This is a genomic window from Alkalihalophilus marmarensis DSM 21297 (assembly GCF_000474275.2).
Lineage (GTDB): Bacteria > Bacillota > Bacilli > Bacillales > Bacillaceae_D > Alkalihalophilus > Alkalihalophilus marmarensis.
In genome coordinates this window covers 71,812-91,310 of the sequence record NZ_ATAE01000037.1, presented here as the reverse complement: position 1 = coordinate 91,310, position 19,499 = coordinate 71,812, and the positions used below count along the sequence as shown (strand labels likewise).

At 40.4% G+C, this 19,499-nt stretch carries 22 protein-coding genes and 1 riboswitch; of the genes, 14 read left to right on the top strand and 8 right to left on the bottom strand.

Going from position 1 to position 19,499, the window contains the following annotated elements:
* Nucleotides 1–98 precede the first annotated feature (98 nt).
* From A33I_RS13695 to ytkD, 10 genes are all read left to right on the top strand, one after another.
* On the top strand, nucleotides 99–530 hold the full coding sequence (locus A33I_RS13695; protein WP_022628935.1) for a DUF3888 domain-containing protein: 432 nt from the start codon (nucleotides 99–101) through the stop codon (nucleotides 528–530).
* Nucleotides 531–628: 98 nt separating this feature from the next.
* Entirely contained in the window at nucleotides 629–1,585 is a 957-nt protein-coding gene (locus tag A33I_RS13690; protein ID WP_022628934.1) for a 2-hydroxyacid dehydrogenase, read from the top strand.
* A 120-nt stretch (nucleotides 1,586–1,705) separates the two neighbouring features.
* On the top strand, nucleotides 1,706–2,881 hold the full coding sequence (locus A33I_RS13685; RefSeq protein WP_022628933.1) for a MalY/PatB family protein: 1,176 nt from the start codon (nucleotides 1,706–1,708) through the stop codon (nucleotides 2,879–2,881).
* Between the two features lie 60 nt (nucleotides 2,882–2,941).
* A complete protein-coding gene (gene sda, locus A33I_RS20290) occupies nucleotides 2,942–3,103 on the top strand; it encodes a sporulation histidine kinase inhibitor Sda (RefSeq protein ID WP_022628932.1) in 162 nt (53 codons plus the stop codon).
* A 160-nt stretch (nucleotides 3,104–3,263) separates the two neighbouring features.
* The gene (locus A33I_RS21105) at nucleotides 3,264–3,410 is read left to right on the top strand and encodes a hypothetical protein (RefSeq protein WP_012960181.1); all 147 of its coding nucleotides are present in this window, start codon (nucleotides 3,264–3,266) and stop codon (nucleotides 3,408–3,410) included.
* 174 nt (nucleotides 3,411–3,584) lie between these two features.
* Nucleotides 3,585–4,307 (top strand): dethiobiotin synthase, encoded by a 723-nt coding sequence (gene bioD, locus A33I_RS13680; protein WP_022628931.1) that lies wholly within the window; start codon nucleotides 3,585–3,587, stop codon nucleotides 4,305–4,307.
* Nucleotides 4,276–5,631 carry an adenosylmethionine--8-amino-7-oxononanoate transaminase gene (bioA, locus tag A33I_RS13675; protein WP_022628930.1) on the top strand — a complete coding sequence of 452 codons (1,356 nt, stop codon included), beginning with the start codon at nucleotides 4,276–4,278 and terminating at the stop codon, nucleotides 5,629–5,631. The genes bioD and bioA overlap by 32 nt, the downstream gene beginning before the upstream one ends.
* A 573-nt stretch (nucleotides 5,632–6,204) precedes the next feature.
* Entirely contained in the window at nucleotides 6,205–6,696 is a 492-nt protein-coding gene (locus A33I_RS13670; protein WP_022628929.1) for a YwpF-like family protein, read from the top strand.
* A 141-nt stretch (nucleotides 6,697–6,837) separates the two neighbouring features.
* Nucleotides 6,838–8,046 (top strand): bacillibactin exporter BcbE, encoded by a 1,209-nt coding sequence (locus A33I_RS13665; protein ID WP_022628928.1) that lies wholly within the window; start codon nucleotides 6,838–6,840, stop codon nucleotides 8,044–8,046.
* A 71-nt stretch (nucleotides 8,047–8,117) separates the two neighbouring features.
* Nucleotides 8,118–8,597 (top strand): RNA deprotection pyrophosphohydrolase, encoded by a 480-nt coding sequence (ytkD, locus tag A33I_RS13660; RefSeq protein WP_022628927.1) that lies wholly within the window; start codon nucleotides 8,118–8,120, stop codon nucleotides 8,595–8,597.
* Nucleotides 8,598–8,612: 15 nt separating this feature from the next.
* Here the strand turns inward: ytkD and A33I_RS13655 are convergent, their stop codons facing one another.
* From A33I_RS13655 to A33I_RS13645, 3 genes are read right to left on the bottom strand one after another with little or no spacing between them, the layout of a single operon-like run.
* Complete coding sequence (locus A33I_RS13655; RefSeq protein ID WP_022628926.1) at nucleotides 8,613–9,428, bottom strand: ABC transporter permease; 816 nt, start codon at nucleotides 9,426–9,428, stop codon at nucleotides 8,613–8,615.
* Complete coding sequence (locus A33I_RS13650; RefSeq protein ID WP_022628925.1) at nucleotides 9,409–10,185, bottom strand: ABC transporter ATP-binding protein; 777 nt, start codon at nucleotides 10,183–10,185, stop codon at nucleotides 9,409–9,411. Before A33I_RS13650 ends, A33I_RS13655 begins: the two co-directional genes overlap by 20 nt.
* A gap of 13 nt (nucleotides 10,186–10,198) precedes the next feature.
* Complete coding sequence (locus A33I_RS13645) at nucleotides 10,199–11,194, bottom strand: ABC transporter substrate-binding protein (protein ID WP_022628924.1); 996 nt, start codon at nucleotides 11,192–11,194, stop codon at nucleotides 10,199–10,201.
* Between the two features lie 154 nt (nucleotides 11,195–11,348).
* Between A33I_RS13645 and A33I_RS13640 the strand changes: the two genes are divergently transcribed.
* Together A33I_RS13640 and A33I_RS13635 are read left to right on the top strand one after the other, a co-directional pair.
* On the top strand, nucleotides 11,349–12,143 hold the full coding sequence (locus A33I_RS13640) for an alpha/beta hydrolase family protein (protein ID WP_031311655.1): 795 nt from the start codon (nucleotides 11,349–11,351) through the stop codon (nucleotides 12,141–12,143).
* 108 nt (nucleotides 12,144–12,251) lie between these two features.
* Complete coding sequence (locus tag A33I_RS13635) at nucleotides 12,252–12,557, top strand: thiamine-binding protein (RefSeq protein WP_022628922.1); 306 nt, start codon at nucleotides 12,252–12,254, stop codon at nucleotides 12,555–12,557.
* Between the two features lie 80 nt (nucleotides 12,558–12,637).
* Here the strand turns inward: A33I_RS13635 and pckA are convergent, their stop codons facing one another.
* A complete protein-coding gene (pckA, locus tag A33I_RS13630) occupies nucleotides 12,638–14,224 on the bottom strand; it encodes a phosphoenolpyruvate carboxykinase (ATP) (RefSeq protein ID WP_022628921.1) in 1,587 nt (528 codons plus the stop codon).
* A 463-nt stretch (nucleotides 14,225–14,687) separates the two neighbouring features.
* Nucleotides 14,688–14,800, top strand: a riboswitch (SAM riboswitch).
* A gap of 160 nt (nucleotides 14,801–14,960) precedes the next feature.
* Here pckA and metK point away from each other — a divergent pair.
* Together metK and A33I_RS20285 are read left to right on the top strand one after the other, a co-directional pair.
* Complete coding sequence (gene metK / locus A33I_RS13625) at nucleotides 14,961–16,166, top strand: methionine adenosyltransferase (protein ID WP_022628920.1); 1,206 nt, start codon at nucleotides 14,961–14,963, stop codon at nucleotides 16,164–16,166.
* A gap of 168 nt (nucleotides 16,167–16,334) precedes the next feature.
* Complete coding sequence (locus A33I_RS20285; RefSeq protein WP_012960167.1) at nucleotides 16,335–16,487, top strand: DUF1540 domain-containing protein; 153 nt, start codon at nucleotides 16,335–16,337, stop codon at nucleotides 16,485–16,487.
* 120 nt (nucleotides 16,488–16,607) lie between these two features.
* On the opposite strand, the gene A33I_RS13620 is transcribed toward A33I_RS20285, so the two are convergent.
* From A33I_RS13620 to A33I_RS13605, 4 genes are all read right to left on the bottom strand, one after another.
* The gene (locus tag A33I_RS13620) at nucleotides 16,608–16,901 is read right to left on the bottom strand and encodes a hypothetical protein (RefSeq protein WP_022628919.1); all 294 of its coding nucleotides are present in this window, start codon (nucleotides 16,899–16,901) and stop codon (nucleotides 16,608–16,610) included.
* 87 nt (nucleotides 16,902–16,988) lie between these two features.
* A complete protein-coding gene (locus A33I_RS13615; RefSeq protein ID WP_022628918.1) occupies nucleotides 16,989–18,140 on the bottom strand; it encodes a glycosyltransferase family 4 protein in 1,152 nt (383 codons plus the stop codon).
* Between the two features lie 20 nt (nucleotides 18,141–18,160).
* Nucleotides 18,161–18,691, bottom strand: a complete 531-nt coding sequence (locus A33I_RS13610) for a phosphatase PAP2 family protein (RefSeq protein WP_022628917.1) — start codon at nucleotides 18,689–18,691, stop codon at nucleotides 18,161–18,163.
* A gap of 203 nt (nucleotides 18,692–18,894) precedes the next feature.
* Nucleotides 18,895–19,416, bottom strand: coding sequence for a gamma carbonic anhydrase (locus A33I_RS13605; RefSeq protein ID WP_022628916.1), 522 nt, complete (start codon nucleotides 19,414–19,416; stop codon nucleotides 18,895–18,897).
* Between the last annotated feature and the right edge of the window lie 83 nt (nucleotides 19,417–19,499).

Below are 19,499 nucleotides of genomic sequence, written 5' to 3'. Positions count from 1 at the left end.
GAGCAGCCCAAAATTAAGTGGGCTGTTTTTTTCGTTTAAGAATGATTAGTGGAAACTGAGAGAGGCTAAGTAGATACATTGAAAAAGGGGGAGCTCTGATGAAAAGATTAGGGATGGTTTATATATGCTTTCTGCTCTTGTTTTTACCAATTCAAAATCACGTTTATTCTAAAGAACTTAAACTAAATGTGGACAGTATAGAGCTTCAGGTTCATGATATCATGATGCTTCAATTGACAGATCCAGTTAGTGACGCCGTTAGGAAGTATTATGCAAAAAGTCTTAAGAAGGTACCCGTTGTATATCCTTACGAAATGTCCGTCTTACATATTGAAAGAATGGATGGATTTCGTTCCTTCCGTTTTAAAGTAGTTCTTGATGTTGTACCAGTAATTGGCCCTCATATAAGTGTCGGGAGGGATCGAGTGACACTGCTCGTGACAGCAGGGGAAACAAAAGTTATATCTTTTGAACATATTGAAACGTTCGAGCTGCCTCCAAAGTGGGCACAATTTAAGAAAGAGGAGTAGAAGCTTTTACCTGTAATGAATACTGTGATACGTTAGTGGAGGAATAAGGAACATTTAGTCGAATCTTATAAAGTAGAGAGAGAAAGGAGTGGATTTGGATGAAGGTTGTCGTAACAAGAAAGTTTCCAGATTCAATCATCAACCCGTTAAGAGACAAATATGAGGTAGTGATGTGGGAATATGAAGATAAAGTAATGCCTCGTGATCTTTTATTACAAGAAAGTAAGGATGCTGATGCATTACTAGTGAATTTAACAGATGACATTAATGATGAATTATATGAACAGTCGCCAAAGCTAAAAGTAGTGAGTACAATGGCGGTTGGATATGACAATATAGACGTAGCAGGGGCTATAGAGCGAGGAATTAAAGTCGGGCATACGCCTAACGTTTTAACAGATGCAACGGCTGATCTGACATTTGCTTTAATTTTAGCGAGTGGAAGAAGGCTTATAGAAGCAGCAGATGTAATTAGAAGAGACGAATGGAAAAGCTGGGCGCCTTTTTATTTGACCGGTCAAGAAGTTTCGCATAAGACAATTGGCATTATCGGTATGGGGCGTATAGGTGAAGCAGTGGCAAAGAGAGCTCAAGGATTCTCGATGAATATTCTCTATCATAACCGATCAAGAAAACGAGAAGCAGAAGAGACATTACATGCTTCCTATGTTACTTTTGATGAGCTTTTGGAGCGATCAGACTATGTAGTCTTATTAGCCCCTTCCACTCCTGAGACGAAAAAAATGATGGGACATGAACAATTTGCTAAGATGAAAAAATCCGCTGTGTTTATTAATACGTCCCGTGGGACAAACGTAGATGAAGAGGCTTTATATGAGGCTTTAAAAACAAATGAAATTTATGCTGCTGGCTTAGATGTATTTGATCAGGAGCCGATCTCTGCAGATCATCCGCTGCTTAAGTTACCTAATGTTACCGCAATGCCTCACATTGGAAGTGCTGCGCTTGAAACAAGAATGAAAATGGCTCAAATGGCAAGAGACCATATTATCGAAGGATTAGAAGGCAGGGACCTTACACACGAAGTAAACTGAAAATAATGTATGTTGTCTAAATTCTTTTTGTAGAATGAAAAGGAAATAAGTATGTTTATATTGAATACTAGTTAGTGGTGTCGATAAGATACTTTTTTGCAATGGAAGGAGAAGGTTGTTTTGAGTACAAAGCTAGAATTTATTGAAGATAGAAGAGGGACAGACTCTATGAAATGGGATATGACGGAAGCTCGTTTTGGAGCGAAGGACGTTATTCCTTTATGGGTAGCTGATATGGATATTAAAGCACCGCGCCCAGTTATAGATGCATTAAAAGATAAAGTAGAACACGGTATTTTTGGGTACCCAGCTCCTTCTGTAAAAGCAGACGAAGCTATATGCACTTGGTTACTAAACCGATATAGCTGGGAAGTTAATCCTGAATCCTTTATTTACACATCAGGGATTGTCCCGACAATCAGTCATATGATTCAAGCTTTTACAGAACCGGGTGACGAAGTTATTATTCAAACGCCTGTTTACTATCCTTTTTACGATGTTATTGAGAAAAATGGGCGTATTATTTTGAAGAACTCGCTTAAGCGAGTAGAAGATCAATATGAGATGGACTATGACCATTTAGAATCATTGATTACTGAAAAGACAAAAGTGCTGCTGCTGTCTCATCCTCACAACCCTGTAGGCCGAGTGTGGAAGCAAGAGGAACTTGAAAAAGTAGCTCAAATTTGCAAGAAGCATGATTTGCTAGTTATATCTGATGAAATTCATGCTGACCTCCTTTTTGAGGGTCAAAAGCATATTCCGATCGCTTCTATCAATGAAGATATGGCAATGCGGACATTGACGTGCCTTGCGCCTAGCAAAACGTTTAACCTGGCCGGAATCCAGGCATCATATGCTGTTGTGATTGATCCAAATAAGAGACTAAAGCTTAAGCAATTTATCCAATCAACATTCAGCTCGATAAATATTTTCTCACAAGCAGCGACAGAGGCAGCATATCGTCACGGAGAAGAATGGCTAAGCGAGTTGATGGATTATATCCAGCAAAACTATGAATTTGTGGAACAGTACTTTAAAGAACATATGCCAAAAATCAAACCAATTAAGCCAGAAGGCACATATCTTCTATGGATTGATTTTGAGGAGCTTGGTATGCCTGAGAAAGAGCGAAATGAATGGCTGCTGCACGAAGCGAAAGTAGCCTTTAATCACGGTCCTATCTTTGGTCCAGAAGGCGAGCATTTTGAAAGAATGAACCTAGCTTGTTCAAAAGACACCTTAGCAAAAGCACTTAAGCAAATGAAGCAAGCATATGATAAAAAAGGATTCTAAGAATGGAAGACAACCAGTCCGGTTGCTTATAATAGAATGAAGAGAGGTTGCTAAGGTAAAATGGAACAGATTCGTAATGATATCCTTATTGATGCTTATTTAAAAGCAATAGAGCTAAAGTTAGATCTTGAATTTTTAGAGCTTCTTTACCAAGAATTACAGACCAGGGAACTTGAGCAATTTGTGTCTCCTCCTTCGAAAAAAACAACGAAAATAAGTTGAATTTCAAATTAATTAGTGCAGGATTTGCAATATTCAGATAGAATGAAATATATGTAGAACATAATATGGAATCTAGAGGAATAGACTAGGGTTATGTTACACAATATTAGGTCAAGCCTTCACCTTTTATTGGAGTTTTTCGAAAAGGAGACATTTACACATGGCACTTGAAGAATGGTATGAAGAGCTCTTAGTAGAATGTAAATGTAAGCTTGGTAGAGAATTGACTGAAAAAGAGGTAGAACTCTTGAACTGGGTGAAAGATAAGCAATTTGAATCCGTTTATCAGCAAATAAAAACCTCATAATTAATGGTGACGATACCCTAAACATATGACTTTCTGCCTTTTGGCAGAAAGTTTCTTTTTATCATTATTGTTAACCTAAATATAAAAAAAGTTAACAAATTTGCTCGATTCTATTGAAAAGCAATTATAACAATGTTAATTTTTAGAAAAGTAAGCTGCGAGGAGGGGATCAGATTGGCAGGAATATTTATTACGGGAAATGATACAGACGTAGGAAAAACGGTAGCATGTGCTTATGTAGTGCGTGCATTGAGACAAGCTGGCATTAATGCAGTGGCTTACAAACCTGTACAGACGGGAATCGAAACCGACCAAGCGGACATGGAGTTTTATAAACAAGTGGCAGGACATGCTGCGGCAGCACAGACTACATATACATATAAGGTGCCTTGTTCACCTCATTTAGCAGCTGAACTCGAAAATTCAGCAATTGGTATTGAACAGATAATTAATCAAATAAGACAGTTAGAAAAAGAGTATGATCTAGTCGTTGTTGAAGGGGCGGGAGGACTGGTTGTCCCGTTATCATCTGATGGTACGACGATGACCACGCTTATTCAGCAAATAGGCTTTCCAGTGCTCGTGGTAGCTAAATCAAAAGTAGGAGTCCTAAATCATACGGCCTTGACCATTCATTATGCGAGAAGCAAAGGAATTAAAGTTAATGGAATCATCTTGAATGAATGCGGCAATAAGTTTGATCCGATCGAAGAAGACAATAAACGAATGCTTGAAGAAATGAATGACACATCAATTATTGTAAAGCTGCCAGTCTTTGAGCCAGCCGCTCTAATAGAACAGCTGCAACAAATGGCCGATTCCGTTTTAAATGAAAGATTACTACAAGCTTGTGAGGTGCATAAAAATGGAACAAGATATGCTTATTCAAAAAAGTAAGGACTTGCTTTGGCTGCCTTTTACTCAAATGAAAGATTATGAAGAAGACCCGATAGTTATTGAACATGGAGAAGGGGTCAGATTATATGATACAGAGGGCAAAAGTTATTATGATGGATATTCATCCCTGTGGTTAAATGTCCACGGCCATAAAAAGAAAGAACTAGATGATGCGATTAAAGAGCAGCTAGGAAAAGTCGCTCATACAACGCTTTTAGGAGCAGCGAATAGACCAGCTATTGAACTCGCTGAACGATTGATTGATCTAACTCCTGCTCCATTAAAGAGAGTATTTTACTCAGACAGCGGGGCAGAGGCTGTTGAAATAGGGTTGAAGATTGCCTTTCAATATTGGAGAAATAAAGGGTATCAAGATAAAACGAAATTTGTGACAGTGACCAATGGCTACCATGGTGACACAGTTGGGGCAATTAGCGTTGGAGCAGTAGACATTTTTCATACTACATACAAGCCGTTAATGTTTGACAGCTATAAAGTGCCGTTTCCGACGGTTTATCGCAATGAGCTGCCGGACCCGGTTGACGTTAGGGATCAAGCGCTGGCTGAACTTGAGACGATGTTAAGTGAAAAAGGCAAGGAGATTGCCGCTGTAATAATGGAAGGTATGGTCCAAGGTGCAGGCGGAATGCATGTGATGCCTAATGGGTATTTAAAAGGGGTAGAGAACCTTTGCAAGAAACACGACGTCTTATTAATTATCGATGAAGTGGCAACCGGTTTTGGCCGCACAGGTAAAATGTTTGCGGTGGAGCATGAAGAAGTGGAGCCGGACATTATGATGGTGGCTAAAGGAATTACAGGCGGCTACCTTCCTATTGCAGCTACGTTAACAACAGAGGAAATTTATAAAGCGTTCTATGCAGATTATGCTGAGCTGAAAACCTTCTTCCACGGTCATTCTTATACAGGAAATCAGCTGGGGTGTGCTGCTGCTCTTGCAAACTTAGATATTTTCGAACAAGAAAACGTAATGGAAGATGTTGAGAGGAAAACGGCATTTGTCAAAGAAAAGCTGGAGGCATTAAAAGACTTGCCGCATGTGGGAGATATTAGACAGCTTGGCTTAATGGTGGGGATTGAACTTGTACTTAATAAAAAGACGAAGCAGCCTTTTCCATGGGTTGAGCGCATCGGTTATCAGACAACTCTTGAAATGAGGAAGCTCGGCATGTTATCACGTCCACTAGGCGATACCATTGTATTTATGCCTCCTTATGCAAGCAGCTACGAGGACCTCGATGCGATGATTTCCATCATGGAACAAGCGATAAAAGAAACAACGAGTAAAGCTATGCAGACTTAATTAAAGATCTATGCCTGCCGCAGGATACGAACGAAGCGCTGAAGGTACCAAAAAAGAAGCTTCTTACAGTAGTTGTTGATCTCCGCTGCAGGCGCACGCTTTCCGCGGGCGGTCCGGGAGCTTCCTCGGGCTTTTCGCCCTGTGGGATCTCCCTGGCCACGCACATCCCGCAGGAGTCGGCGCCTTCCGCTCCAATCAACGGAGCGAGGAGGTTAATTAGTGCCCCTCATCGTAGTTTTCTGCTGCTCAGTGATTTAAGCATGATTTGAACTGAGCCATAATTATATCGTTCCACATAATAATTACATTAAGCAATAACTTAGCGGATGAATTATACGGAGACTTCTGCGGTGGCTAGAGCAGGAGTGAGATCCCACAGGGCCTTAGCCCGAGGAAGCTCACTAGCTCACCGCGAAAAGCGTAGTATAGTTCAGGAGCGGCGGCTATGCTATAACCCATGTTTGAGGGATTTGAGACATCTCCTATAGATGTCTCTTTTAAAAGTTGTGATATACTTTAATTGATAAAAAGCTCTGTACATATTTTCCTTACATACGAACAGGAGGGGATTTTGTGAAAACGTTTAAGCTATACTCACTATGTATATTAGAAGGCAGCGAGGGTTCGATTAAGCAGCGTGCGGTCCCATTAAAAGATGGATTAATTATAAACATGGAAAACGAGGAACATACTTGGCATATTGATGCTGTCATGGAGGAATCATTTAAAGGTTATTTCGAGGAAATCAAACAAGAAAGCGGCCATTTGCTTGTAGATGCTATTATTACGTCTAAAAACAATCACCCTGCAACAATGGTCACAAATGTTGTTACGATCACAGACTTATCGGGTGGAATCAGTGTGTTATTAGAAGCCAAGTTAGTTCTGCAAAAGGACGAAGTGATTGAAGATGTGATTGAGGACCTGGTCGAAGAGGGACTTAGTGGTGAGCAGTTAGTCCAGGAATTCAAAAGCCGTAAAGAAAACTTAGCAGCTCACTCAGAAAACACGTTAGCTGAAGTGTATGCATCATTAAAAGAGAGCGGCAACTATCAACTGAAATAAGAGCAATCAAAGGCTGGTCAAACATTTGTAGTTTGATCAGCCTTTTTTTGGTTCTGCATAGTTAAAAAGAAACTCTCCATACTAAGAGTACCGAATGTTTAACGCGTTTGGATGATGGTGACAAGGAGAGGAAAAATCGAAATGGAAGATAAGAAAAAATGGGACTTGTTATCGATCGCATCAATTCCCCTTGTCATGACATTAGGGAATTCGATGCTTATTCCTGTGTTGCCTATTATTGAACGTGAATTATCCATAAGTTCGTTTCAAGCAAGCTTGTTAATAACCGTTTATTCAGTGGTGGCCATTATATGTATACCAATAGCGGGGTATATCTCCGACCAAATCGGTAGAAAGCGTGTCATTATCCCAAGTCTAATCATTGCAGCACTAGGAGGTTTACTAGCCGGTTTTGCGGCTTGGCAGATGGAGTCCTCGTATTGGGTGATTATGTTTGGCAGGCTGCTGCAAGGGGTTGGCGCAGCTGGTGCTTCTCCAATCGTACTGCCGCTTGTAGGTGATTTATTTACAGATGAGCAGGAAGTCAGCAATGGACTTGGAGTGATTGAGACGTCTAATACATTTGGAAAAGTGCTTAGCCCAATCGTCGGTGCTTTTTTGGCTTCGCTCCTTTGGTACTTGCCTTTTTTAGCCTTTCCCGTCTTCTGTGTCATTTCTATTGCTCTTATCATTTTTCTAGTGAAATCTCCACCGATGCAAAAGGACCCTTTAGCTGGAAAAGAATTTTTCCTGTCATTAAAAGTCATCTTTAAAAGGGAAGGGGCTTGGTTATACGCTGTATTTCTGATTGGTGCGATTTGTATGTTTATTTTATTTGGTGTTCTGTTTTATTTATCTACCATGTTAGAGGAGCAATATCAAATTGAAGGAGTGAAAAAAGGGATTATTCTAGCGATCCCGCTCGCAGCCCTTTGCATAGCTTCTTTATCTGCGGGGAAAATCATCGGGCAAGAAAAATGGCTGATGAAACGAATGACATTAACTGGGGTAAGTTTATTAACTATTTCAATGCTTGCACTGTCCTTTTCAGATGACATCTACTTTTTACTAACGGCCTTACTCAGCAGCGGGATTGGAATTGGAATTGCTCTGCCTAGTCTGGATGCATTGGTAACCGAAGGAATACAGATGGAACAAAGAGGGTCTGTTACTTCTTTATACTCAAGTATGCGCTTTGTTGGTGTAGCAGCAGGCCCCCCTGTTTTTGCAATATTAATGAATACGACCCATTCTCTTCTCTTTCTAATCCAAGCAGGCGTTGGAGCAGCAGCCATTATCATTGCCATTTGCTTTATTCGACCTGATAAAGGCAGCGATCCAACATGGTAAATCGGTTGGATTGTTGAATGAAACAACGTATACTTCTAAGTAGATAGATGGGGAAGGATGGGGACGCCTGAATGCGGCAATTTACTGATCAAAATGGGAATACGGTTCGTCTAGTGTTAAATGGGGAAGAACCGTTCTCAAATGACCCTAAACATGTGTGGGTCATCTGTAAATATCGTCATCAGTGGCTTCTAACGACACATCAAAAGAGAGGTCTGGAGTTTCCTGGCGGCAAGGTTGAGTACGGGGAAACCCCATTAGAAGCTGCGCATAGAGAAGTACTTGAAGAGACTGGTGCTCTGATTCATTCGATAACATGGCTTGGGCAATATGAAGTAGCCGCAGAGGAAGAGCGTATTCATAAGAATATTTACTTTGCAGTGATATCAACTTTGCAAGAAAAAGATTGTTACTATGAGACAAATGGGCCAGTTTGCCTTGACGCTCTGCCTGATACAATCAGAGAGGATTCACGCTTTAGTTTTGTAATGAAAGATGACGTGTTAACCTATTGCGTGGACTATTTAAGAAAAGAGCAGCTCCTGAAATGAGCTGCTCTTTTTGGGCTAGAAATGTTTGACAAGCTTTGTCTCAAGCCATTCAACTGCTTTATACATAATGGTTGCAAGTATAGCGATAACAAACAAGCTCATTAGGACAAGTGTGAAATTAAACACTTGGAATCCGTAAATGATAAGATAGCCAAGCCCTTGCTTTGAGACTAAAAATTCACCAACAATGACACCCACCCAGCTAAGTCCTACATTGACCTTTAAGGTTGAGATAATTGTTGGAACACAAGCAGGCAATATGACTGATTGGAAGGTCTGCCTCTTAGAAGCCTGGAATGTTTGCATCACTTTAATATAATTAGCATCCACTTCTTTAAATGCTGTGTAGACGACCATCGTGGTAATAATAACAGAAATTAACGCCCCCATGGCGATAATTGAAGTGAAGCCTGGTCCAAGCCCCACAATTAAAATGGGACCAAGCGCCACTTTGGGCATTGAATTTAAAATGACTAAATAAGGGTCAAGCACCTTAGAAGTAAAAGGTGACCACCATAAGACAGCTGCTAAGATCGTTCCGGCTAGTGTTCCTATAATAAATCCAAGCAACGTTTCAAATAAAGTGACTGAGGTATGTGTAATCAGAGTTCCATCCGTTATTCGGGTGACTAAAAGGTTGAAAATTCGAGAGGGCATGCTGAACAATAGTTGGTCGATCCAGCCATGTCTCGCAGAAATTTCCCATATGCCGATAAATGACATCAGGATGATTAATTGAACAAATAGTACATTTCGTTTTTCCTTCTTTAAGGAGCGCAGATACGTTTGGTGCAAATCAGCTTGACTTAAATCATCCTTTGTTTGTTTCAAGACTCTCCAGCTCCTTCCATATTTCATTAAAAAGCTCTGTATAGGAAGAAAGCTGTCTTGCTTCAAATGGAAGAACGCCTCTGATTTCCTTTGGAATGTCAAAGATTTTAGCGATCCGGCCTGGTCTGGCAGATAATAAAATCACACGGTCAGACATCGCAATGGCTTCACCGATATCATGGGTGACAAGAATCGCTGTCTTTTGTTCTTCTTTTAAAATCGTGGCTACTAAATCTTCTAGTTTTAATTTCGTTTGATAATCAAGAGCAGAGAAGGGTTCATCTAAAAGCAGCAAAGAAGGATTTGTAGCCATCATTCTAACAAGTGCCACGCGCTGTCGCATTCCTCCTGATAGCTGCGCTGGGTAATGTGTCAGCTTATCCAAAAGACCAACTTTCTCTAATAACGAAAGAGCTAAATCCTTAGACTGCGGCTTATCCATTCCTAATATTTTTTGGCCAAGCATAATATTAGATTCGATAGACAGCCAAGGAAACAAGTAATCTTGTTGAAGCATGTAGCCGATATTCGCCTGCTTACTTGAGGTAGGAATACCGTCTAGTGTTACGGTGCCTGAAGTAGGCTTAAGGATTCCTGCTACAAGAGATAAGAGAGTGGTTTTCCCGCAGCCGCTTGGGCCGAGAATGGAGATGAATTCTCCATCCTCAACTGAAAAGTGAATGTCGACAAGAGCTTTAGTGGCATCACTCTTGGATAAATAAGTGAGTGAGACATCATCTACACGTAAATTTACCATCGGTCTAACCACCTTACTCTACGATCGATTCTGCAATTTGGGCGTTTACCAGCTCTTCGTATTCAACATACAATGGCAGCTCCCCTGATGCATCCATGATCGTTTGTAAATTGTCCCAAGCACCTGATGATAAGAAAGGATCCGTTGCATAAGACCCTTGTTCCTTATAGCGCTCTACTACTTGAGTGACAACATCAACCGGCGTATCTTCAAAAAAGGTTACAATGGTCGCAGCGATGATTTCAGGAGGTTGTTCACTTACCCATTGTTGTCCTTTGTATAGTGCACGGGTAAAGCGTTCAATCATTTCGTTGTTATTCGTAAGGGTACTTTCTTTGGTCATAAAGACCGTGTATGGAACCTCTCCAGACTCTTCACCAAATGAGGCAACAATATGGCCTAATCCTTCATTTTCAAACAACGTTGCTTGAGGCTCGAATAATTGAACATAATCACCTGTACCAGAAGCAAAAGCACTCGGGATGTTTCCAAAATCGATATGCTGCAGCAAGTTTAAGTCTTTCCTAGGGTCAATTCCATGCTGTCTTAATACATGCTCGCCTACCATTTGCGGCATGCCGCCTTTACGTTGACCGAGGAACGTACTGCCTTTTAAATCATCCCAATGAAACTCATCAGTCGGTTCTCTAGCTACAAGAAATGTGCCATCTGTTTGGGTAAGTCCGGCAAAGTTAATAACAGGATCAGAGGCATTTTGTGCATAGACATATATCGATGTCTCAGCCCCAACGAGTGCAATATCAGCGCCGTCAGATAATAACGCAGTCATTGTTTTATCTCCGCCCCAAGCAGTGGTTAACTCAAGATCAATTCCTTCTTCTTCAAAATAACCTTGTGCCATTGCGGCATAAAGAGGGGCATAAAAGATAGACCGGGTCACTTCAGCTACTCTTACTTTTTCATTAGAACCATTTCCAAATGAACAGCTAATAGAAATAAGGATCAGACTGATAAGTAACGGGAGCCATATCCATTTTTTCAGTTTCATTGCATGTCAACTCCTCATCATGTGAATCTTGAAATATCTTATGTAGGAAAACATAAATGTGTGTATGCCCATCACATACTAGATGATTGGTGTTTTAAAAGCGGGATTGGTATGCTAGAAACGATATGAAAGAGGTGAAGGCATGATGTGCAAAATGATCATCGATAAACAAAAAGTACCATCCCCTCACTCCTCCATTTCATTGTATTTAATTACATACATAAGTGATGGGTTGCAAGTAAAGGGATATTTAGCCGAACCGCGAACGCTCACTCGTGAGAAGCTTCCGGGACTTGTTTATTTAAGAGGGGGCATAAAAAATGTTGGGATGGTTCGAGTTCAGCGGGTGATTCAATGGGCAGCCGAAGGATTTGTCGTCATTGCTCCATTTTATCGTGGCAATAAAGGGGGAGAGGGACAGGAAGATTTTGCAGGGGAAGATCGAGAAGATGCACATACAGCTTGTGATATCCTATTCAGTCATCCAACTGTTGACCCCGATAGCATCCACCTTATTGGATTCTCAAGAGGGGGAGTCATGGCACTTTTAACTGCACTGCACAATAAGAGAGTTGCTTCTCTTATCAGCTGGAATGGTGTGACGGATATGTTTTTAACGTATGAGGAACGAGTCGATTTAAGAAGGATGATGAAGAGAGTGATAGGAGGGACACCAAATAAATATCCAGAGAGATATGTAGACCGAACACCCTTGGATCAACTGCAGGATCTTCAATCTTCTGTTTTAATTATCCACGGGATGAAAGATGAGCATGTATCAATTGAGCATGCTTATAGACTGGAGCAGGCTCTAAATCAGGTAAATAAAAAAGTTGATGCTTGGTATTACCCTGATTACACTCATCATTTTCCTGCAAAAGAACAACAGAGAATTCTGACAGAGGCAGGGAAGTGGCTAAAAGCGCAACGAAAACACGGACTTGGTTAATCACCGACTTATTCAGGTCGGTGTTTTTTTGTGTTTTAGTGGAATATGTTTGGAAATTTAATAAAACGGTTAGAGAAACATATACGCTAACATGAAAGGATGAGATTAATGGCAACTGTAACAGCAGGATTTCAAGTATTACCGAACGGGAAAGATGTTGATACGGACGGTGTGATTCCAAAGATTGTAGAGGTTGTTCAAAACTCTGGACTCACCTATCATGTAGGACCGATGGAAACGGTAATAGAAGGAAGTATTGATGATGTATTTAATGTGATCAAATCAGCACAGCAAGTTGGTATTGATGAAGGGGCAAGCGATGTGTTAACGAATATCAAGCTTCATTACCACGAAGATGGTGTGTCGATAAAGGATAAGCTGACCCATGTCAAGGAAGGAATGCAGGGTAAATAGTAAACAAAATAAGATACTAAAAAGCCAAGTCGTGTAAGGCGACTTGGCTTTTAGTGGGAAAAGTATGATTAATAATGGGATTATAATGTTGGTCCTGCAGATTTGATCTCGTCGCTGACATTTTCAAATTTCTTGAAGTTTTCTTGGAAGTCAGCAGCAAGTTGTTTTGCCTTTTCATCATACGCAGCTTTATCTGTCCATGTATCACGCGGGTGTAGAACTTCATCAGGCACACCTGGGCAGTGAAGTGGGACGTGCAGACCAAAAATTGGGTCAACTGCTGTTTCTGTTTGACGAAGCTCACCTTGCAATGCAGCTTGAATCATTGCACGAGTGTACGGCAGGTTCATGCGTTTGCCGACACCGTATGGACCGCCAGACCATCCAGTATTCACTAGAAATACTTGAACATCATGCTGGGAGATCTTCTCGCCTAACATTTCTGCATAACGAGCTGCAGGAAGTGGTAAGAACGGTGCACCAAAGCATGTTGAGAACGTTGCTTCTGGTGATGTAACCCCGCGCTCTGTTCCAGCTAACTTACTAGTGTAGCCAGATAAGAAATGGTACATTGCTTGTTCTTTTGTTAATTTGCTGATTGGTGGCAATACGCCAAAAGCATCAGCCGTTAAAAAGATAATTGTATTCGGATGACCTGCAACACTTGGTGTAAGTGCATTAGGAATCGCTTCAAGCGGGTAAGCAGCACGTGTATTTTCTGTTAAAACCGTGTTGTCAAAATCAGGTGATGCTGTCTTTTCATCTACGACAACGTTTTCAAGAACGGATCCAAAACGAATCGCATTCCAGATTTGCGGTTCTTTCTCTTCAGAAAGGTTAATGCATTTTGCATAGCAGCCGCCCTCAATATTAAATACACCGTTAGATGACCAGCCGTGCTCATCATCTCCAATTAAGTAACGATTCGGGTCAGCAGATAAGGTAGTTTTACCTGTACCTGATAAGCCAAAGAATAAAGCAACATCGCCTTCTTTTCCTGCATTGGCAGAGCAGTGCATTGAAAGAACGTTTTGTTCAGGGAGCATGAAGTTCATTACAGAGAAAATAGATTTTTTCATTTCACCTGCATATTCAGTTCCTCCAATTAAAACGATACGTTCTTCAAATGAAATAATAATGAATGTTTCAGAGCGAGTTCCATCTACTGCAGGATCAGCTTTAAACGTTGGTGCTGAAACAATCGTAAAGTCTGCAATTGTTTCTTGATTCAATTCCTCAGCAGTTGGACGGATAAATAATTGTCTAGCAAAAGCTTGATGCCATGCAAATTCATTTACAACTTTTAAAGAAAGACGGAAGTTTTTATCAGCCCCAGCATATCCCTTTGAAACAAATAATTCTTCTTTCGTTCCAAGGTGGGCCAGCACTTTTTTGTAAAGCTTCGTAAATACATCCTTCTCGATTGGCTGATTAACAGGGCCCCATGCAATTTTGTCGGCTACACTTGGCTCGTTGACAATGAACTTATCTTTTGGCGAACGTCCTGTGTACGTACCAGTCTCAACGCTTAATGCACCAGAAGCTGTTAATTTACCTTCTTTACGCATCAGTGATTTTTCAACTAATGCCGAGATCGGTAAATCATGGTGTGTCTGCTCACTTTTCAATAATTGGTCAAGTTCTGATGTAAGGCTTAAAGTAGTCATTGTCGCAAAACCCTTTCCTATTTAAAGTAATTTAACTTTTTATTGGTATTTGGTACTTGTCATCGTTTCTATGTCAATTAGTATAACACATTATATCTATTAGTCTATACTAATGTGAAAGTTTTTTTGAAAAATGATGCAATGAACCAAAAGCCGCCCTTTTGGTATGGAAAGGGCCAAAGGGGAAAAGGTGTTAGTTCTAACGATTTGAGACGAAAATGAAGAAGACTTTAAATGAATAAGTCCATAAAATATGAAGAGATGAATTCTGGAAGAAGCATAATACTATATAGAAGAAAACGGTTTAATCTAGATAGTGATGAAAGTAAAATGACATTAATTAATGAATAGTATAACTCATTATAAACGAGTTCTACTCCGACTAAAAGTATGAATATTAGTGAATTTTCGGACGGTGTTGACAGAGGATTCTATGTACGTTATGATATGTCGCGAACGGATACTCTTATCCAGAGTAGGTGGAGGGACAGGCCCGAAGAAACCCAGCAACCAACACTCATGCCAAACGAGTGAAAAGGTGCTAACCTGCAAGGCAGCTGCCTTGAACGATAAGAGGCGAAAGGTAAACATTTCAACCCTTTTCCTCGATGGAATGGGGTTTTCTACGTTTATACACGTCTTAAACCGTTTTATCACCCATTGGATGAGAAACGAGTGCCGTCTCAAATCATTCGCACACAACCGTTGTAGTTGTCTGCATAGGAGGAATTTGAACATGGTAGAAAAGCAAAGTCGTCGTTTATTTACATCAGAATCAGTAACAGAAGGTCATCCAGATAAAATTAGTGATCAAATCTCTGATGCGATTCTTGATGAGATCTTAGCGAAAGATCCTAATGCTCGTGTAGCTTGTGAAACATCTGTAACAACTGGTTTAGTTTTAGTTGCGGGTGAGATTACTACAAACACATATGTAGATATCCCTAAAGTCGTTCGTGAGACGATCAAAGGAATTGGTTACACACGTGCTAAATATGGTTTCGATGCAGAGACTTGTGCTGTTTTAACATCAATTGATGAGCAATCAGCAGATATCGCAGCTGGTGTTGACCAAGCATTAGAAGCTCGCGAAGGACAAATGACTGATGCAGAAATTGAAGCAATTGGTGCAGGTGACCAAGGTTTAATGTTTGGTTATGCAAATAACGAAACAAAAGAACTTATGCCGCTTCCTATTTCATTAAGTCATAAACTAGCTCGCCGCTTAACTGAAGTACGTAAAGAAGAAATTCTTCCTTACTTACGTCCAGATGGGAAAACTCAAGTGACAGTGGAATATGATGAGGACGGAAAACCAGCTCGTATTGATACGATTGTTATCTCAACTCAACATCATCCAGAAGTAACTCTTGAGCAAATTCAACGCAACTTAAAAGAGTATGTAATTAAGCCGGTTGTACCTGCTGAACTGCTTGATGAGGATACGAAATACTTCATTAACCCAACAGGACGCTTTGTTATTGGAGGACCTCAAGGGGATGCTGGTTTAACTGGACGTAAAATTATTGTAGATACTTACGGTGGATATGCTCGTCACGGCGGCGGTGCATTCTCTGGTAAAGATGCAACAAAAGTTGACCGCTCAGGTGCTTATGCAGCTCGTTATGTAGCGAAAAACATTGTTGCAGCTGGATTAGCTGATAAGTGTGAAGTGCAGCTTGCATATGCAATCGGTGTTGCTCAGCCGGTGTCAATTTCAATTGATACATTTGGTACAGGTAAAGTTTCTGAAGAAACACTTGTTTCATTAGTTCGTGATAACTTTGACCTTCGTCCTGCTGGCATCATTAAAATGCTTGACCTTCGTCGTCCTATTTATAAGCAAACAGCAGCATACGGACACTTTGGACGTACAGATATTGAGCTTCCATGGGAGCAAACGGATAAAGCGTCTGTTCTTAAAGAACAAGCAGGACTTTAATTTACAGTTTTATTAAAGGAAATACAAAAAAGCACAATTTCTTATTTGAGAGATTGTGCTTTTTGTTTTAGTTTCCATAAACGGGGTATAGCAATTTATAGAAACACTTCGAGGTATGCTTCTCTTCAAAAAAGGCCAAACTAGGCAGTAAGAGGGAGGTGGACTAATATGGCACAAGATGTTTTATGTGAAGTGAACAATTGTGTACATTGGTCGCATGGTAACCAATGTGCAGCGGATAAGATCTATGTAATCAGTCATAAAGGGAAACAAGCAGATCGTCAAGAAGAGACGGATTGTAAAACGTTCGAACCAAGCTAAAAGTATAAAAAGAGGGCATTCTCCGTGCCTTCTTTTTATACTCTTAGTATTGAGAATAAGAATCATTGTTATTCATGTATAAGAAAAAAAGTACCTGCCCCAAAACAGGTACTTTTTTTCTTATACACATTGAAAAGATGAAATTCTTCTTAGATCAATTCCGAAATTTACCCAGCGGAAAAACCACCATCGATAGCCAGCAACTGAGTTTCGGCCTACAAATGTTGGGAAGAACCAAAACGTTTCACCATTTGTTAGGCGGATAAATGTAAATCGAAATAAACAGCGATTAATGGCTCCAGGATCCACCGCGAAAGCTTGAGGACCGCTTAGAAGCTGAGGCGTCATCTGCGGAGGTGGCCCAGGTGGTCCTTGCCTCTCCATCTGTTCAAACATTGGATCGTAATAATACATTCTCCCACTCCTTAGCAAAAGATCAGTTAACTCTTTATTACACTATGCTCACGCCTAGAAAGTGGTGATGATTGAAGGAGAGAGTGGTTAGGCAAGGGATCTTTTATCGAATGAACCAATGCTGACTTTTTTATAATCTGATAATAAACTGTCAAAAATAGAATCCCATGATTGGGATAAGGCATACGTTCTTGCTGCATATCCCATCTCAAGCCGCTGACTAGGAGAGGAGAGGAGCTTAGTAATGGCTTGAACAAAAGATTCGGCATTACCAGACTTACAAATCATACCTGTTTTTTCATGCGCCACAATTTCTCTAACGCCTCCTTTATCAGCAACAATAGCTGGTGTTCCTGAAGCCAAAGCTTCTAATACGACATTACCGAACGTCTCCGTTTGGGAAGGGAAAATGAATAAGTCGGCTAAAGCGTATAGTGCTGAGAGAGCTTCGCCGTTTAAATACCCTGTAAAGGTCACTTGATCACATTGGAACTCAGACTTCATTTCAGATAGCATCGGCCCATCTCCAACATAGATCCAATGAACATTTTCACATATCTCTTTAGGAAGCTGTCGCATAATCTTTTTCATGGTTGCAAGATCTTTTTCGGGTGCCATACGGCCAACATATAGGAGAACAAATTTTTGTTCTATATTGTAGAGGTCATATAAATATCCTTCTTTCTTTGAGGGTGAGAACTGCAGGCAATCTACACCTCGGCTCCATATATCAAGATGGTTAAATTTTTTAGATGCAAGATGGTGCTTTGTTTCAATGGAAGGAACGAGGATCTTCTTACAATCAGCATAAAACCATCTTAAGTAAGACCACATCAAGTCGGACAGGAGAGTGAGTTTATAGTATTGCAAGTAATGATCAAAATGAGTGTGATAAGAGCCAACTAAAGGAATTTGATATTTCTTGCTGAGGTGTACACCTGCTAATCCAAGGTTAAAAGGTGTGGTTACATGGAGGACGGTTGGATTAAATGCTAGCAGTTCTTTTTTTAATCTCAACATATTAGGCCAAGCAACTCTGCACTCTGGATAGAGGAAAAAGGGAAAGCTTGTGAAAGAATGAATGTTGCTTTTAAAGGGGTCTGTATGTTCTAGCTGATCAGGGATAAACAATTGGTATTCAACGTTTCGTTTCTCTAGGTGGCTGACAAGTCTCGTTAACGTTCTAGCTACTCCGTTTACCTGTGGACTGTACGTATCAGAAAATATAGCGATTCTCATCTTTCATCCTCCTATCGATCTCAACTCATCAAAGCAACAACTGCTGCATAAAAAAATACACCACTTACAAACCCAAGTCCCCAGCCGGCCATGACATCAGAAGGGTAATGCAGCCCAAGACTAATGCGTGAGATGCCAACAAGGAAAGACGTAATGAAAAAGAGGATAGAATAGGCTGGGAACATCAATATAAAAGGCGTGCAGGCTGCCATGGCTGCTGTTGTATGTCCAGATGGAAATGAATGATCTTTTAAAGGCTTTTTTACTACATAGGCTTCTTTGAGAGATACATAAGGTCTGTATCTAGGGGTACGGTGTTTTACAACCATGACAATAAGGTGGCTAGTGATTAATGCAGCCATGGCAGCTATACTGGCTGTAAACATATCACCCGATGTGAGAAGCAATAAACTGAGTAAAGGAATAATAGTTAATGGAGCACTGCCCAAGTGAGTGATATACTGCATTGGCAGCATGAGGCGGTTATGTTTATTAATTAAATAAAACAGCTGGCAGTCCGTTTCATACAACCAAGATTTATTTATGATCATCTTCATTCCCCCTCTCTATTTTCTTATAGTGTAAAGGGAAATTATTGAGTGACTATCAAGGGAAGGTAAATGTATTGTTTAAAAGTGTGAAGGCGTCTTAACGATTTTAGACAGGAGGCGTCATCTTCTATGAGAACATGACAAAAACCTTCTATCTAGAGTGGGTGCAAGATAAAAGGTTTTGATCATTTATTCTTTATTCTTTATTTACCTTCTGATTGTACTTGTTTGTAGTGCTGACCCTTTTCTACGTATTCCCGTCGGATTCTTGCCATGTCTGCTAAGTCCTCATCTGTTAAATCACGGACTACTTTAGCAGGACGACCGAATGCGAGGGTATTAGGAGGGATTTTCTTTCCTTGAGGGACAAGACTTCCGGCACCGATAAATGCTCCCTCACCGATCTCAGCTCCATCAAGAATAATCGACCCCATTCCGATGAGGGCATTTTTTCTAATGGTGCAGCTATGCAGGAGGACCTGGTGGCCTACAGTGACATCATCTTCAATAATAAGCGGGTATTTAGGACTTTGGTGAAGCATGGATTGATCTTGAATATTCACACGTTCGCCAATAATGGTTGGAGACACATCACCGCGGATGACAGTTTGATACCATATACTGCTCATTGCTCCAATGGTAACATCACCGGTAATTGTGACATAATCAGCAATAAAAGCGTTCTCATCAATTTTAGGCCATTTCCCCTCGTATGGATAAATCATTTTATACACATCCTTTTGATTTGATAAAAAAACAGCTATACTAATTTTAACGTAAATATCATAGAGGTGGAAACGAATATAAA